This window comes from Saccharospirillum sp. ABV4_185, assembly GCF_056159245.1.
In genome coordinates, this window is record NZ_JBSWUW010000001.1 from 377228 (window position 1) to 392814 (window position 15587).

Sequence of the window (15587 nt, forward strand, 5' to 3'; positions counted from 1 at the left end):
CTTATCCGTACTGTTTGGCTACATCCTGTTTCGGCCAGAGTCTAGCGAGTCATTAGCGGCTTTGCTGATTTTTTGTAATTGGCAGGCATAAAAAAAGCGTGGCCGGAAGCCACGCTAAGGGTTTGCCTATCATTCGGCACGAACACCTGAACGGCGTTCGCCAGTGCTTAGATGCGGTTTTCAGTCTGAGCGTCGAAGAACACCGCCTTGCTCATATTGAACAGCAAGTCCATCTGTTCTCCCGGCTTGCCCGCTTCAGTCGGGTGAACCCGGCATTCGCATTCCTGACCGTTGATATGCGTCAGCACCAGAGTGTCGGCACCGGTCGGTTCAGTGACTTCGATCTTCACCGGCACGCGGGTGACAAACGGCTGGGTTTCAACATGCGGCATCACGTGTGTGATCTGCTCTGGGCGAATACCCAGCACGACGTTCTTGCCTTCGTGTGCAGACAGGTCGGCCTGACTCGGATCAACCGGCAGTTCGAAGTTTTTACCCTGAGATTCGATCTGTACCGCAAAGCCGTTCGCCGTTTTAATCACAGCGCATTCCAGGAAGTTCATCGACGGCGAACCCATAAAGCCAGCGACAAAGATGTTGGCCGGATCGTCATAGACTTCCTGGGGCGTGCCAAACTGCTGGACGATGCCGTCTTTCATCACCGCGATGCGATCGGCCAGGGTCATGGCTTCGATCTGATCGTGGGTCACATAAACGATGGTGGTGCCCAGACGCTGGTGCAGTTTCTTCATTTCGGTACGCATCTCGACGCGCAATTTGGCATCGAGGTTCGACAGCGGTTCGTCGAACAGATAGGTCTTGGGACGACGCGCCAAAGCACGACCCATGGCAACACGCTGACGCTGACCACCGGACAATTGCGACGGCTTGCGATCGAGCAGGTTTTCAATCTGCAACAGCTTGGCAACACGTTGCACTTCGGCAGCAATTTCGTCCTTCGGCATCTTACGGATTTCCAGACCGAAAGCGATGTTCTTGCGTACATTCATGTTCGGATAGAGCGCGTAGCTCTGGAACACCATGGCGATGTCGCGATCTTTCGGCGCGGCATAGGTGACGTTGTCGTCACCGATCATGATGTCGCCGGAAGTGACGTCTTCCAGACCTGCGATGCAGTTCAGCAGCGTCGATTTACCACAGCCGGACGGGCCGACCAGGATGATGAATTCACCGTCCTGGATATCCAGGTTGATGCCCTTGAGCACATCGGTGGTGCCAAAACTTTTATTGACGTTCTTGATGTTCAGTTCAGCCATGAGGGAACTCCATTAACCTTTAACAGACCCGGCCGTCAGGCCGCGTACGAAATACTTGCCGGCAACGACATAGACGATGATGGTAGGCAGCGCGGCGATAATGGCGCCGGCCATATCCACGTTGTAACGCGTCTCACCGGTGGTGCTGTTGACCATATTGTTCAGACCGACGGTCACCGGCTGCGATGACGGATCGGAGAACACCACCCCAAACAGGAAGTCGTTCCAGATCTGGGTGAACTGCCAGATTACCGTGACCACCAGAATCGGCGTCGAGATCGGCAGAATGATGCGGAAGAAAATGGTCCAGAAACCGGCACCGTCGAGCTTGGCCGCTTTGACCAGTTCGTGTGGCAGATTGACGTAATAGTTGCGGAAGAAGAGGGTGGTAAAGCTCACCCCGTAAGCCACGTGCGTCAACACCAGACCAGGAATGGTACCGCCCAGATTCAACCAGCCAAGCAATTGAGACTGCGGCAACAGAATGGCCTGGAAAGGCACAAAGCAACCGAGCAACAGCGCAGCAAAAAAGAAATCACTGCCGCGGAATTTGAAGAAGCTCAGCACATAACCATTCAGTGCACCCAGGATGGTGGAAATCGCCACCGCCGGAATCACAATCTTGATGGAGTTAAGGAAATAAGGTTTCAGACCGGTATCGCTGCGCGCACCGATCTGCACTTCACTCCAGGCCTGACGCCAGGCTTCGAGACTGAACGATTCCGGCCAGGCAATGAGTTGCCCCATGCGGATGTCTTCCATCGAACGCACCGATGTCAGGATCATCAGAATCAGCGGCAACAGATAATAAGCGGCCACAATAATCAGCACACCGTAGAGGATGGCGCGCCCGGTAACGGGTTGGTAACGCTTGCTAGTATCACGCATCTTTTGGCTTCCTCAATTCGGAGTACAGATAAGGAATCAGAATGGCCAGGATGGTCATCAACATAATGACCGCCGACGCCGCGCCCACACCCAGACGTCCACGCTGGAAGGAGAACTGATACATGAAAATAGCCGGCACGTCGGTGGCATTACCCGGACCGCCGCCGGTCAAGGCAACGATCAAATCGAAACTCTTGATCGCCAGGTGCGCCAGCATAATAAAGGCGGAGAAAAACACCGGTCGCATGGACGGAATAATGATGCGCGAGTATACCGAAAACAGGCTGGCACCATCGAGCTGGGCTGCCTTGATGATGGAGGTATCAATACCACGCAGACCGGCCAGAAAGATCGCCATGACAAAACCACTCGATTGCCAGACCCCTGCGATCACCACCGTGTAGATGGCCATATCCGGGTTAACAATCCAGTCGAACTGGAAACTTTCCCAACCCAGGTTATGAACAAACCGCTCGATACCCACGGTCGGGTTCAGCAACCATTTCCACACCGTACCGGTGACGATAAAAGACAGCGCCATCGGGTACAGATAGACAGTTCGCAAAGCACCCTCAGCACGAATCTGCTGATCCAGCAGGATGGCCAAAACCAATCCCACCAACATGCAGACACCGATAAACAGAGAACCGAATACCACCAGATTCCACAGCGAAGATAACCAGCGCGGGTTCTGGAACAGCTTGATGTACTGTTCAAAACCAACGAAGTCGTAACGCGGCAAAATGGTCGAATCGGTCAGCGAAATCACGCTGGTCCAGATAATAAAGCCGTAGATAAAAATGATGGCAATGGCCACCGTGGGCGACAACACCAGCTTGGGCAGCCAGTAGTCCAACCCCTTTTTGCTTGTTACCGACATAAGTCTTCCGTCCGTTCACACAAAGCAGATTCAAAAAGTAGTTCAGCAGCGCAAAGTCAGGTTGGCCGACTGAGCCCTTTTTGAAACAGCCTGGGTATAAAAAGGCGGCGCGGATGCGCCGCCTTGTATCACTGCGTTATGGCAGTGTTATGTCACTTACTGAGCCGCACGGATAGCGCGAGCCATTTGAGTGGCAGCTTGTTCAGCAGTCATGCTGCGAGAGTTGAAGTATTCAGTCACAGTATCGAAGATCGCACCCTGAACGCTGGAGCTGGTAGACATGCCGTGTGCCATGGAAGGAACCAGACCACCGGTTTCAGCGGTTGATTTGAAAGCATCCATCGCTTGTACCGCACAGCTGTCAAAAGCGCTCATGTCCATATCGGTACGAACCGGGATAGAACCTTTGTTCAGGTTGAAGGTCTGCTGGAACTCATCGGACAGTACCAGAGCAGCCATCGCCATCTGAGCTTCGGTGCTGTCTGCGTTCGGCTGTTTGAACATCGCCAGAGAGTCGATGTTGAAAGTGAACGCATCTTCAGTACCCGGGAACGGCGCACAGACGTAGTCAGAGCCCGGCTCCATGCCAGCGGCGGTGAATTCACCCTTGGCCCAGTCGCCCATGAACTGCATAGCGGCTTCGCCACGGATAACCATGCCAGTCGCTACGTTCCAGTCACGACCCGGAGCACCCTGGTCGATGTAGTTGCTGACGCGCTTAAACTGTTCCAGCGCTTCAATCATGGTGTCGCTTTGCAGCGCGTCCTGATCGTGGTCAACAAAGACGTCTTCGAAGAAGTCCGCACCACCGACAGCCAATACAATGCTTTCGAAGGTAGTCGCGTCCTGCCAGGCCTGACCGCCGTGAGCGATCGGAGTAACACCGGCCGCTTTCAGGGCGTCAGCGGCTGCCCACAGTTCGTCCATAGTGGTCGGGATTTCAACACCAGCACTTTCGAACACAGCCGGGTTCGCCCACATCCAGTTGACGCGGTGTACGTTAACCGGAGTCGCGACGTATTCGCCGTCGTGCTTCATGTAGTCAGCAACGATGGTCGGCAGTTGCTCGTCCCAGTTATTTTCTTCAGCCACGTCATCCAGGCTGGCCAGGAAGCCGAGGTCGCCCCATTCCTGAATTTCCAGACCTTTGATCTGGGCCGCTGCCGGCGGGTTGCCAGACACAGCGCGTGAACGCAGTACGGTATAGGCGTTTTCACCGCCGCCACCAGCGACCGCGAAGTCGATCCAGGTATGGCCTTCGTCTTCGACCATTTCTTTCAATACGGAAATAGCGCGTGCTTCACCGCCGGAGGTCCACCAGTGCATCACTTCGATTTCACCAGCTTGAGCGCCAGCAGCCAGGGTGCCACCCAGTGCCATTGCCATCATAGTTTTCTTAAACATATCGCTCAGTCCTTCTGTTGTTGTTGTGACTAGCTGTTCTTACTAGTTTTCGAGGCAAACCGAACCGGAATTGCCGGTCCAGCGCTTGGAAAGGGCATCGTTCGGACTCGGTACAACCGCCTTCCAACACCGGGACTCTAGTTGCAGCGAAGGTCAATGACACGTCTAAAAAGGCAACCGAGCGTAACAAAGGCTAACAGGGAGAGGGCAAAGCAAAGTGTTACCGGTGTTACTGTGAGTGACACAATATTTAGCCGTCGCCAACAGGCACAGCATTGGGTGGTTATTGGCGGAGCAAAACGGTGCAGAGGGTAACAGCCGGTAACGATGGTTACCGGCGCCATGTAACAAGGCTGTTACACTTGTGAAGTTTGAAACAGTTCACTGCACAGGCTGGCGATGGCCTGTAAGCCTTCGACGTCGGCTTCGGTGAAGTCATCAAGCTGGTCGCTGTCGATGTCCAGCACGGCAACGACATCGTCATCGACCAAAACCGGCACCACCACTTCCGAACGTGACTGGCTGCTGCAGGCAATATGACCCGGGAAGGCATCGACATCGGGCACCCACTGAGTGGTCGCTTCCTGCCAGGCCGCACCACACACGCCCTGGCCGAAACCAATGCGCGTACAGGCGATATCGCCCTGGAACGGGCCCAGCACCAGTTCATCGCCATCAACCAGATAAAAGCCCACCCAGAAGAAACCAAAAGTCTGACGCAAAGCCGCCGCCAGATTGGCCAGGTTGGCGGTGCGATTGGGTTCGCCACTGATCAGGCCACGCAATTGCGGCAATAAGTCAGCGTACTGCTGCTGACGATCAGCAGCGCGGTTGATGTTGAGAGTCTCAGCCAAGGTTAGGCGCTCCAGGTGCGGCGGCCTGCTGGGCCGCCAGTTGTTTGTAGATAGTCAGGGCGCGGTCTTTGTCACCGCGACGCTCATACAGCGCCGCCAGTGCCTGGCCAGCCTGAACCGACGGTTGTTGTTGCCAGGCCGCCTGCAAATAGTTTTCCGCCTGCCCCCACAGCGCCTCGCGCTCACTGAGCAAACCCAGGACCGTCTGCGCCGCAGCTGACGGCTGGCGGGAACGGGTCATAACCGACTCACCCAGACGCAAGGCATCGCTGTTGTTAAAGGGCAGCTCGGCCAGTAACTGCCAAAGCTCGTCCGCAGGCGCGCGCTCCAGGGCTTTTTTCAGCCGCTCATAGGCTTCATTCAAGCGCTCATGCCGCGCCAGACAACGCACTTCTGTGGCCACCAGGCCAGGCTTTTGGCGCATGCCGCGAGGCAAGGCTTTCAACACCGAACTGTTCGGCGTGCCCGAGGCGTAGGCTTGTTCGACCAAAGCGCGGCCGGCCAGCCGTTGCCACTGTTCACGATCGTCCGGGTTCAACGTCGGCGCCGCTTCGATACGACGCAGTGCTTTGTCGGCTTGGCCTTCATCGATCAGCGCGCGCCAATAAGGCGGCTGAATAAAACGCACCGCGGCCAGCTCCGGCTGACGTTCAACCAGATCGACCAGCGCCTGGCTGTTGCCGTGCTGAATCAGTTGATTAGCCTGCAGCGACCAGGCCGCCAACGCCATGCCCGGATCGGCTTCAATAAAGTCGGCCAGCCGTTCCGACCAGCTGGGATGATTACGATCGGGAACCAACGTCATCAAACGCGGCAGGCGCTCCGAACCGCCGGCTTTGACGACCTTGTTCAACGCCGACAAGGCAGTGGCATCGTCGCCGGTCAGCCAGGCACGCACCGCGCGCTCGGTTTCCACCCGGGCGGCGCGACGATCGCGATGGTCGCGATAACGCCGCACCAAGCGCACCGGATTCACACCGCGCCACAACCGCAGTACCAGCCACAGCGCCAGCAAGCCGACGACCAACAGACCGAGTGCCGCCCAGAGGGTGATTTCGACCATCCACTGACCCCAGGCCAGCATGACGTAACCCGGGTGACGCACCATAAAATGCGCCAGCACACCGGCGGCTAATAACAACAGGAACCAAAGGACGATTTTGACGACAAGACGGCTCATTGGTCAGCCTCCGTCGTGGCAGAACGGCTTAGATAATTCTCCAGTGCCTGAACGCTGGCGTTGATATCCGGCAAGTCCGGGTTCAATGCCGTGCCTTCCAATTCAGCCAATTGCTCAAGCAGCGGCTGCACATCCAGTTCCTGACGCATCGGCGCTAATTGTTCACTGAGCTGACGTAAGGCGGCATCGAACAACGCCTGCTCGCGCGACAGCAAGGCCAACTGCACTTCTTCGAGCAACAGACGGCTGTGCTGACGCCAACGTTCGAAATCATCCAGCAGCGGCGACGCCTGATGATCGGCTTCCAGACGGCTGATGGTCACCAGGCTGCCCAGGCTGTTGCGGAACGCGGCCCAGGGTGAGAGGTCTGCTTCGGTGTCTTCTTGCTGCTCCGGTGCCAGCCGTTGCGCGGGCGTCCATTGCAGGCCGGCCAAGCGTTCATCAATGGCATCGAGCCGGAAATAGAGTCCGTTGATATCCGGCGCATCGATGGACTGCAACGCCAGACGGTCCTGCGCAATTTGCCGACGCACCGGCAACACCGCAGCAGCGCTCAGATCAGCCAGTACCTGATCGGCGGCATCGAGCAGGTTCATGGCCACCTGAGCATTGCCGTCCAGTTGCAGGCGACGCTCGGCCAGGCGCAGCAGCGCCAGCGCTTCTTCCAACGGCCATTGGTCGGCACTCAGGTCTTCGCGGCGCGACAGGCGCTGAGCGGTATCGACCACCAACTGCTCCATCTCGTCGCGAGCGTTATTTAATTCGCTGCGCAGATCATCGCGCGCCTGCTCGGCCCGGTTCAGTTCATCGTTCAGCCGCGACACTTCAGCAGCCAGGCCAGCTTGCTGTTGTGGCAGGCTGGTCCAGGCGGACCACTGCACCATAAACTGCTGATAATAAGGACGACCCCAGTAGTAGCCGGCGGCGGCTAACAGGCCAATCACAATCAACAGCACCAGCACAATACGCCAGCCGCGACCACCGCCGTTGCGGCCCTTGGTTTTACGGGGTTTGGCTTTTGCTTTGGGTGGCGCTGTGGCGGCATGAGCTTCCGCGGTTTTGGACGACGCTGGCTCTGGCGTATCAGTCGTCGTGGTCTGCTTATCTTGATCGGTCATGGGCTCGCTTCAATCTCCGCTGGGCCGGGCACCGGCACAGTGTACGAGGTTCGACAGCAAGTCGTCACCTCAGCCTTGCTGCAAATAGTGCGCAACCAGTTCCAGCGCTGCACCACCGGTGTCTTCGCCATCGATGCCTTGTTCCTGCGCCCAATCGAGCAAACGCGCCGAGCTGAACAACCAACGACCGCGCCAATCACGCCAACCGGCATCCTGCGCCAGCAAGCCTTCAGCCAGGGTCAGCGATGACACCAGCACAGCGTCTGCCTGAGCACGCTGCGCGGAAAGCTCGATCAACGCCTCGGCTTTCAGTGCGCGTCGATAGACGGTCATTTCAGTCACTTCCGCGCCACGACGCTGCAGGGTTTCGGCAAAGACCGAACGGCCACCCTCACCTTTGACCACCAACCATTTCTGGCCGGCGACCTCGCGTGTGGACGGCAGTGTCAGCACCGCTTCGGCGGTGTTGGCCGAGTCCGGAAATTGCGCCGCCAGATCGGCTTGCGCCAGCACCTCGGCCGTGGCCGGACCGTTGCACAGCCAATGCAGGCGTACCGGCGGCATTGGCCAGTAGCGATCCAGCGCCTCGGTTAAGGCTTCGGCGGCGCGACGGCTGACGCAGATAACGCCGGCGAACTGATCCAGTTCCAGCCACAAACTGCGCTGAGCAGGCGTTTCTTCAAGCCGGGTCAGTCGCCATGGATCGACCAGCATCAGCTCAATGTCCAAAGCCGCCAGACCGTCGCGCCAACGCGACCAGTCGGTTTCCGGCTTGGGCAATAACAGACGCATCAGTCAGCCAACTGTGCCAGGATGGCATCGGCGCCTTGATGGATCAGCTCTTCGGCCAGCGACAAGCCGAGTTTTGACGCCTGATCCAGACGTTCGGCTTCGCTGGCCGCCAGAGCGACTTCGCCCTGAGCGCGCAGCAACGTCTTGCCATCGGGTCGACCAACGCGGCCTTCCATACTCAGACGACCATTACCCAGCACGGCAAAGCCGGCGATCGGCACCGAGCAACTGCCTTCCAAACGGCGGTTCATGGCGCGTTCAGCGGTCACACGCAAACGGGTATCGGCGTGCATCAACGGCAGCAGACGCTCGCGCACGGCCTCATCGCCGGCACGAATTTCAATGCCGACAGCGCCCTGGCCGACGGCTGGCAGGCTGAGCTCGGTATCGATGGTGTGACGAATACGGTCTTCGAGTTCCAAGCGGCGTAAACCGGCCGAAGCCAGCACGATGGCGTCGTAATCGCCGTTATCGAGTTTGCCCAGGCGGGTGCCAACATTGCCGCGCAAAAAGCGGATTTCCAGATCCGGCCGCGCCGCCAGCAATTGCGACTGACGCCGCAGCGACGAAGTACCGACGATGGCCCCCTGAGGCAAATTATTCAGGTGCGCATGGTTGTTGGAAACAAAGGCATCGGTCGGGTCTTCGCGTTCGCAGATCACCGCCAGTTCGAAACCTTCCGGCATCACCATGGGCACGTCTTTCATGGAGTGCACGGCGATATCGGCCTCGCCCTTTTCGATGGCGCGCTCCAGCTCTTTGATAAACAGGCCCTTGCCACCGACCTTGGCCAAAGGCTGATCGAGAATCTGGTCGCCGCGCGTGGTCAGCTTGACCAGTTCAATGACGAGATCACTGTGCAGTCGCTCCAGTTCCTGTTTAACGAACTCCGCCTGCCACAGAGCGAGTGGGCTTTCCCGGGTGGCGATGCGCAAGATCTCAGACATAAAAACGGCTCCTTTCAACAAGGCGCGCAGTGTAACAAATTCATGCCCGGCGACGGAAAAGCAATGACACAAATGCTGTGACCACCTACCACCCATGGCACTACGCCTCACGCCGTCATCCCGGACGAAGTTTAGTGAGGTGCCTTAAATTTGTTTATCCGACATACCAGCCCTGGACTATTTAGCTATGGACACAAAAAAGCCGGCACGTGGCCGGCTTGTTCATGCCCGACGCGATCAGTCGCGCAGCGTTTTCATCGCCCCGGTCCAGGCGACCAGTTCGTTGAGCATGGCGGTCAACGCATCCAGCTGCATGGCTTGCGGCTTGAACTCGCTGAAGTTTTCGAAATCGGTAAACAGGCTCAGTTGCACCTGGTCACGGACATGCGCCATGCGCAGTTCAGAGGCGATCTGACGCAGATGTTCAACCGCACGCACGCCACCCGCGCTGCCGAAACCGACAAAGCCGGCGACCTTGTTGTTCCATTCAGCGTTCAGGTAATCGAGGGCGTTTTTCAGCGCACCCGGCACGGTGTGGTTGTACTCGGGGGTGACAAAGACATAGCCATCGTACTGGGCGATTTCCGCCGACCAGGCTTTGGTATGTTCTTTGGTGTACTGCTGCATCATCGCCGGTGCCGGTTCGTCCAGCAGCGGCAGATTAAAGTCGGCAATATCGACCAGTTTAAATTCAGCGTCGCTGCGCTTGCTGGCTTCGGCCAACACCCAATCAGCAACGGCTTTGGCATTACGACCCGGGCGAGTGCTGCCCAGAATAACGGCGATCTTCAACATGGTTTGGCTCCTTTTGGCTGGCTGAGGTCAGCCTAGCGCTATTCATCAAAGCTGTGCCCGCAATATGACGGCTACCGAAAAGCAATCAATACTATTAAAATTCACGCAACATTTCCTGACAGGAAACCTTATGGATACCCTGACCAGCATGAAAGTCTTCGCCAACGTGGTGGAAGCCGGTACCTACGCAGCGGCAGCCCGGCAAATGGGACTGTCCAAAGCCATGGCCAGCAAGCACGTCATGCACCTGGAGCAGCGGCTGAATGCGCGCTTGTTGAACCGCAACAGCCGCCATCTGAGCCTGACCGAGTCGGGTCGGTTGTATTACGAACGCTGCCAGACACTGCTGGAAGATCTCGATGAAATGGACGCCATCGTCAACCGTTCGGCAGTCACCCCAAGTGGCACCATCCGCCTGACCGCCCCGATCTGGCTGGCCAATACGCGCTTTACCAGCCTGCTGGCAGACTACCGGCGGCTGTACCCGGAAGTGACCTTCGATCTGGACATCAGCGGCCGTTTCAGCGACATCGTCGAAGAAGGTTTCGATCTGGCATTGCGCGCCAGTAATGATCTCAGCCCCAACCTCATTGCCCGACCGCTGGCGGTACTGGGTTTTGCCCTGGTCGGCGCGCCGGATTATCTCGACCGTCGCGGCCGCCCAACCGCCATCAGTCAACTCGAGGAGCACGATGCATTGACCTATTCGCTGGTCAAACAGAGCGATCAATGGAGCCTGGAAGGACCCGAAGGTACAGTGCGAGCACCATTAAAACCGGTGCTGACCAGCAACAATGAAAACCTCTTGCTGGCGGCAGCCCAGGCGGGCATGGGCTTGGCCTTATTGCCGCGGGAGATGGCGCGACGTGAATTGGAAAACGATCGGCTGGAGGAAGTGTTGCCGGCTTATTCGCCCACACCAGGGCAGCTCTATGCGGTCTACACCAGCCGGCGTTTGCTGTCGTCCAAGGTGCGCACCTTTATTGATTTTCTGGCCGAGCACATGCCCGACCAGTGCGATGAGCAGTTGGGTTAGTCGGCATCCCGGCTGCCACTGGTCACCCGATTGACAGCGTCGGTGACCGCCTCACGGGTTTCGTCTTCCATCTTGGCCAAGGCGCTGACGGTCAGAAAGAACGCCATATCCACCGAGTGGCGGTAGTAGCGCGCCGGCAGATTGCTCAGCGCCAGGCAGGCGATGTCGGCCAGCGTATCTTCATCGAGTGAGCGCGCTTCTGGTCGTTTCAGCAGGTCTTCCACCACCAGTTTTTCATAGTAATTGGCAATCTGACTATCCAGGCTCATTGCGCCTTCTCCATACGTTTAAGACGGCCTACGTAGCGGACACCGCAGGCGATGCCCAATCAGCTTAGCGTTCGACATCCATACTCGCCACGCTTTGGAAACCGCGCGGCAATTTATTACCTCGGCGACCCCGCTCACCCAGATAGTGCTCCAGATCAGCGCCTTTGAGTTTCAATTTGCGTTTGCCCGAATGCACCACCAGGGTGTCATCCGCACCGAGCACCACAACAGCAACCATAAATTCTTCGTGCTCCGCCGCCCGCGACGCTGGCACGTTGATAATTTTGTTGCCCTTGCCTTTGGCCAGTTCCGGTAAATCGCGCACCGGGAACACCAAGAGGCGGCCTTCGTTGGTCACCGCAGCCAGATAATCACTGGCCAATTGAGTGATAGGTGATGGCGGCAACACCTGAGCGTTGGTCGGCAAACTCAGCACGGCCTTACCGGCTTTTTTATTGCCGGTCAGATCGCTCAATTTGCCAACAAAACCATAGCCCGCGTCCGAGGCCAGCAGGTACTGTTTATCCGGTTCACCGATCAACAGGCCTTTCATTTCTGCGCCCGGCGGCGGGTTAACCGTCTTGGAAATCGGCTCACCCTGACCCCGCGCCGACGGCAAGGTATGAGTCGGCAAGGTGTAGGTGCGACCCGTGGAATCGAGCAGCACCGTCGGCTGATTGCTCTTACCGGGGCCGGCAAAGGCGAAACCATCGCCGGCTTTATAGCTCAGACCGTGCGGATCGATATCGTGGCCTTTGGCGGCACGAATCCAGCCTTTTTTCGACAACACTACTGTGACCGGTTCGGACGGCAGGATCTGATTTTCGTTAAAGGCCTGAGCCTCTTCGCGCACCACCAAACGGGTGCGACGGTCATCGCCAAACTGATCGGCATCGGCAAGAATTTCTTTCTTGATCAGGGTGCGCAGACGCGCTTTGGAGCCGAGTGTTTTTTCGATGCGATCGCGTTCAGCCGACAGCTCATCCTGCTCACCGCGAATCTTGATCTCTTCCAGTTTCGCCAACTGCCGCAAGCGAATTTCCAGAATGGCTTCGGCCTGAATTTCGCTCAACCCGAAGCGCTTGATCATTTCCTGCTTGGGTTCGTCTTCGGTGCGGATGATGTGGATCACTTCATCGATGTTCAGATAAGCGATCAACAAACCATCGAGAATATGCAGCCGGGCGAGAATCTTATCGAGCCGGTGCTGCAGACGACGCGTCACCGTCGTAGTCCTGAATTCCAGCCACTCGCGCAGGATGTGATCCAGCGATTTCACCTGAGGACGGCCATCGATACCGATCATATTCAGGTTGATGCGGATGGTTTTTTCCAGGTCGGTGGTGGCGAACAGATGGTTCATCAGGTCATCGACATCAATACGATTCGAGCGCGGCTCAATCACCAGACGGGTCGGGTTTTCGTGATCCGACTCGTCGCGCAGATCCGACACCATCGGCAGCTTTTTGTTCTGCATCTGCTGGGCAATCTGCTCGATCACCTTGGAGCCAGAGACCTGATAAGGCAGCTCATAAATCACGATGTCGCCGTTTTCGACCTGATAGCGGGCACGCATCTTTACCGTGCCACGACCACTTTCATAGATTTTGCGGATGTCGTCGCGCGGCGTAATCAGCTCGCCGCCGGTGGGGAAATCCGGGCCTTTGATATGCAGCATTAAATCCGGTACCGAGGCATCGGGCGTATCCAGCAGATGCACGCAGGCCGCGGCGATTTCCTTGATGTTGTGCGGCGGAATGTCGGTGGCCATACCCACGGCAATACCGGTGGTGCCGTTCAGCAGAATATGCGGCAGGCGCGCCGGCAATACCGCCGGCTCTTCCATGGTGCCATCGAAGTTCGGCACCCAATCGACCGTACCCTGGCCGAGCTCTTCGAGCAGCAGCGCTGCGTGGGCGTGCAAACGCGATTCGGTATAACGCATCGCCGCGAAGGATTTGGGATCGTCCGGCGAACCCCAGTTGCCCTGGCCGTCGACCAGCGGATAGCGGTAGGAGAACGACTGTGCCATCAGCACCATGGCTTCGTAACAGGCGCTGTCACCGTGCGGATGGTACTTACCGAGCACATCACCGACGGTCCGCGCCGACTTCTTATATTTGGCCGAAGCGCGCAGCCCCAGCTCGCTCATCGCATAGACAATGCGCCGTTGCACCGGCTTCAGGCCATCGCCAATGTTCGGCAAGGCCCGGTCCAGAATGACGTACATGGAGTAATCCAGATACGCCTTCTCGGTGAACTGGCTTAACGAGAGGGTTTCAGTGTATTCGGTGCTTTGATCGGTCATTCGCGCGCCTCAGAGGAAAACAGCTCGGGCGGCCAACACAACCCGCCCCGGCAATTCAGGCAGAAGTGTCGCAATTTCAGGGGGTTATGACAATCGGGAAGGGCATTAGTTTGCCAGCTCCAGCAACGGCAGAGGGCGCCGGTCGGCCAATGGCATCATCGATGAATGTGGGCATAATCGACGACAGACAAGCGACTAAAGGTTAAACAGCCCGCCATGTTTCAAAACGGCGCTCTATTAATTCTCGCCGGTGGTCGCAGCCGCCGTATGGGCAGCGACAAAGCTCAGTTGGTGGTGGCTGGTACGTCTTTGCTGAACTGGCAGCGCGAACGCTTGAGCAGCTTGGAACTGCCGGTCTGGCACAGCGGGCCGGATGGCATAACGGATCAGTGGCCCGACTTCCAAGGGCCGCTGGCCGGGTTACACAGTGCGCTGCAAAAACATCCTGAAATTGGCTTTTGGTTACTGATGCCGGTGGATATGCCCGCGCTGCCGGTAGCGCGATTGCGTCAACTGGCAATGAGCATAATGGACAAAGCGGTACCAGTGGCGTTCCAGCATTCACCGCTCCCTTTGGCGGTTCCCGCCAGCACCCAACTTTTCGATACGCTAACCAACTGGTTGCAACAGGTCGATGGCCCGAGGTCGATTCGTGCCTTGATGACAGAATTTAACGGCTGCTGGCTGCAAGAATCGCTCAGCGAAAACGAGCAACTCAATGTGAATACCCCGGAAGACTGGCAGATGTTTTTGCAGGCTGTGAAATAAAAAGGTTACAACAAACGCACTGCCTTAGCGGCCAATCTATTTAATTCACAGCCATCATTTTCCAGATAATCTTTGATGTCTGCGCGCATCGGTGGCGCCCAGAATTTTGTGACGTGTGCGGCCACAACCTTGGCGGCGTTTTCTTCGCCATCTTTAAGCGGGGTGTGATCGGCGATCTGATTGATCATCTTGATCAGGTTTTGGGTTCGGTGACTCATGCTAATCACTCATTCAAAGACGGATGCTGTTTTATCAGCAATAAACCAACTGACGCTGATCACGGGCAAAACCGACCAGACGAATGCCGTAGTTTGTCGCCTGTTGTACCGCCAGGCTGGAGGCGCCACTGACGGTCACCATCGCGCCCAGATCACACTGGGCGGCCTTGGCAATCAGTTCAAAACTGGCGCGGCTCGACAGCAATAAAAAACCGCTGTCGGTGTTGATCTGTTCGCGGCTTAACGCGCCGATGAGTTTATCCAACGCATTGTGTCGACCCACATCTTCACGCGCCGCTTTAATAGTGCCCGTTTCATCGCACCAGGCCGCGGCGTGAATGGCGCCGGTCAGTTGCTGCAAAGGCTGATGGTGCCGCAGATGATTTAAAGCAGCTTGCACTGACTCGGCCGTCGGTACCGATCTTGGTGTGACCTTCGGCAAATCACGCATCACCTGATCGAGCGAATCCTTACCGCAGAGACCACAACCGCTGGGACCAGCCATGGTTCTGCGTTGCTGTTTCAACGCATCCAGGCGTGCGCCGTGAATATGCAGGTCGAGTTCAAGGCCTTTGTCGCCGTGATCAACAAGGTTCAGATCGTAGAGCTCCTTGGCGTTTTCGATAATGCCTTCGCTCAGGCTGAAGCCCAGGGCAAAGTCTTCCAGATCCGTCGGCGTTGCCATCATCACCGCCTGGGTCTGGCCGTTGTAACTGAAGGCAACGGGCAGCTCTTGCGCCAGGCTGTCATCCTGCTGAGTTTCATTCCAGCCCCGATCAGCGCGGTGGCGCACGCCTACCTGAGCGATTCGGTAACCCCGGTGGCCGGTCTCTTTCAGTGCCTTGATCGCCAT

At 57.3% G+C, this 15587-nt stretch carries 16 protein-coding genes; 2 read left to right on the forward strand and 14 right to left on the reverse strand.

Going from position 1 to position 15587, the window contains the following annotated elements; genetic code table 11:
• Window positions 1–167: 167 nt before the first annotated feature.
• The 10 genes from ACXAE6_RS01730 to ACXAE6_RS01775 form a co-directional block, all read right to left on the reverse strand.
• Entirely contained in the window at window positions 168–1277 is a 1110-nt protein-coding gene (locus tag ACXAE6_RS01730; protein WP_475143679.1) for an ABC transporter ATP-binding protein, read from the reverse strand.
• Window positions 1278–1289: 12 nt separating this feature from the next.
• Window positions 1290–2165 carry a carbohydrate ABC transporter permease gene (locus tag ACXAE6_RS01735; protein ID WP_392799674.1) on the reverse strand — a complete coding sequence of 292 codons (876 nt, stop codon included), beginning with the start codon at window positions 2163–2165 and terminating at the stop codon, window positions 1290–1292.
• On the reverse strand, window positions 2158–3045 hold the full coding sequence (locus ACXAE6_RS01740; protein WP_475143682.1) for a carbohydrate ABC transporter permease: 888 nt from the start codon (window positions 3043–3045) through the stop codon (window positions 2158–2160). Before ACXAE6_RS01740 ends, ACXAE6_RS01735 begins: the two co-directional genes overlap by 8 nt.
• A gap of 156 nt (window positions 3046–3201) precedes the next feature.
• The gene (locus ACXAE6_RS01745; RefSeq protein WP_475143683.1) at window positions 3202–4449 is read right to left on the reverse strand and encodes an ABC transporter substrate-binding protein; all 1248 of its coding nucleotides are present in this window, start codon (window positions 4447–4449) and stop codon (window positions 3202–3204) included.
• 356 nt (window positions 4450–4805) lie between these two features.
• Window positions 4806–5303, reverse strand: a complete 498-nt coding sequence (locus ACXAE6_RS01750) for a GAF domain-containing protein (RefSeq protein WP_475143684.1) — start codon at window positions 5301–5303, stop codon at window positions 4806–4808.
• Window positions 5296–6483, reverse strand: coding sequence for a heme biosynthesis HemY N-terminal domain-containing protein (locus ACXAE6_RS01755; RefSeq protein ID WP_475143686.1), 1188 nt, complete (start codon window positions 6481–6483; stop codon window positions 5296–5298). The genes ACXAE6_RS01750 and ACXAE6_RS01755 overlap by 8 nt, the downstream gene beginning before the upstream one ends.
• Window positions 6480–7601, reverse strand: a complete 1122-nt coding sequence (locus ACXAE6_RS01760; RefSeq protein ID WP_475143689.1) for a uroporphyrinogen-III C-methyltransferase — start codon at window positions 7599–7601, stop codon at window positions 6480–6482. Before ACXAE6_RS01760 ends, ACXAE6_RS01755 begins: the two co-directional genes overlap by 4 nt.
• A gap of 69 nt (window positions 7602–7670) precedes the next feature.
• On the reverse strand, window positions 7671–8393 hold the full coding sequence (locus ACXAE6_RS01765) for a uroporphyrinogen-III synthase (protein WP_475143691.1): 723 nt from the start codon (window positions 8391–8393) through the stop codon (window positions 7671–7673).
• The gene (gene hemC / locus ACXAE6_RS01770) at window positions 8393–9340 is read right to left on the reverse strand and encodes a hydroxymethylbilane synthase (protein WP_475143694.1); all 948 of its coding nucleotides are present in this window, start codon (window positions 9338–9340) and stop codon (window positions 8393–8395) included. The genes ACXAE6_RS01765 and hemC overlap by 1 nt, the downstream gene beginning before the upstream one ends.
• 237 nt (window positions 9341–9577) lie before the next feature.
• Window positions 9578–10135, reverse strand: coding sequence for an NADPH-dependent FMN reductase (locus ACXAE6_RS01775; RefSeq protein ID WP_392799650.1), 558 nt, complete (start codon window positions 10133–10135; stop codon window positions 9578–9580).
• A 130-nt stretch (window positions 10136–10265) separates the two neighbouring features.
• On the opposite strand from ACXAE6_RS01775, the gene ACXAE6_RS01780 reads away from it, so the two are divergent.
• Window positions 10266–11171 (forward strand): LysR family transcriptional regulator, encoded by a 906-nt coding sequence (locus ACXAE6_RS01780; RefSeq protein ID WP_475143699.1) that lies wholly within the window; start codon window positions 10266–10268, stop codon window positions 11169–11171.
• On the opposite strand, the gene ACXAE6_RS01785 is transcribed toward ACXAE6_RS01780, so the two are convergent.
• A complete protein-coding gene (locus tag ACXAE6_RS01785) occupies window positions 11168–11440 on the reverse strand; it encodes a late competence development ComFB family protein (protein ID WP_475143703.1) in 273 nt (90 codons plus the stop codon). The two genes, ACXAE6_RS01780 and ACXAE6_RS01785, sit on opposite strands and share 4 nt — an antisense overlap.
• A gap of 64 nt (window positions 11441–11504) precedes the next feature.
• Window positions 11505–13748 (reverse strand): DNA topoisomerase IV subunit A, encoded by a 2244-nt coding sequence (gene parC / locus ACXAE6_RS01790; protein WP_475143706.1) that lies wholly within the window; start codon window positions 13746–13748, stop codon window positions 11505–11507.
• 216 nt (window positions 13749–13964) lie between these two features.
• Between parC and mobA the strand changes: the two genes are divergently transcribed.
• Window positions 13965–14516 (forward strand): molybdenum cofactor guanylyltransferase, encoded by a 552-nt coding sequence (mobA, locus tag ACXAE6_RS01795; RefSeq protein ID WP_475143709.1) that lies wholly within the window; start codon window positions 13965–13967, stop codon window positions 14514–14516.
• 5 nt (window positions 14517–14521) lie between these two features.
• On the opposite strand, the gene ACXAE6_RS01800 is transcribed toward mobA, so the two are convergent.
• Complete coding sequence (locus tag ACXAE6_RS01800; protein WP_475143713.1) at window positions 14522–14734, reverse strand: formate dehydrogenase subunit delta; 213 nt, start codon at window positions 14732–14734, stop codon at window positions 14522–14524.
• 34 nt (window positions 14735–14768) lie between these two features.
• Window positions 14769–15587, reverse strand: coding sequence for a formate dehydrogenase accessory sulfurtransferase FdhD (fdhD, locus tag ACXAE6_RS01805; RefSeq protein ID WP_475143715.1), 819 nt, complete (start codon window positions 15585–15587; stop codon window positions 14769–14771).